The organism is Aedoeadaptatus nemausensis (assembly GCF_903819165.1).
GTDB classification, from domain to species: Bacteria; Bacillota; Clostridia; order Tissierellales; family Peptoniphilaceae; genus Aedoeadaptatus; species Aedoeadaptatus nemausensis.
Genome location: NZ_CAIJCS010000047.1, coordinates 1 through 551 on the forward strand (window position 1 = coordinate 1; position 551 = coordinate 551).

Annotated in this window: 1 protein-coding gene; it reads right to left on the reverse strand. The window is 31.6% G+C overall.

The features are described 5' to 3' along the window. The coding region (locus tag PEPTYR26121_RS08675; RefSeq protein WP_246285937.1) for an S-adenosylmethionine synthetase N-terminal domain-containing protein at positions 1-448 on the reverse strand (448 nt) is incomplete at its 3' end. Between the last annotated feature and the right edge of the window lie 103 nt (positions 449-551).

Sequence of the window (551 nt, forward strand, 5' to 3'; positions counted from 1 at the left end):
ATTTTAAAATTTCTGTTGGTACATTTGACTGACAGATGATGAGTTTATCTCCATCAAGGATGTATTTCCCATCGTAGGGATAATTGGAATAAATTTCACGAGCAATTAAAGATAGTTTCTTTTCTTCATCTGATGTGGGTACTCCTTTAAAAATTCCATTGTCACCACATCTTATCTTTTCTCTTTGATTATTTGATAGGTGGATATCCTGTTCTACAATTTTAATATCTACTATGACATCTCCTGCTATCCTCTTAATTGCTGATCCAATTTCTTTTTTATTTAACTTACAATCCGTTTCAATAATTACATGGCAATTTCCATGCCCTAGCAATACTTCAACTGCTATTTTAGGATTCTCTTTATTTTTATATGCTAAATCTACAATTGCACCTGCAATACAATCTGCTATTTTATCTGGATGCTTTGGATTTACTTTTTCAAACAATATATTACCTCCTTTGCCTTAGTAATTTTTCCATCATATCCTCCCCATAGTCTTCATAGACTTCAGTACAGTTTTCTTTAACTATGTCATAAATCTCATACCA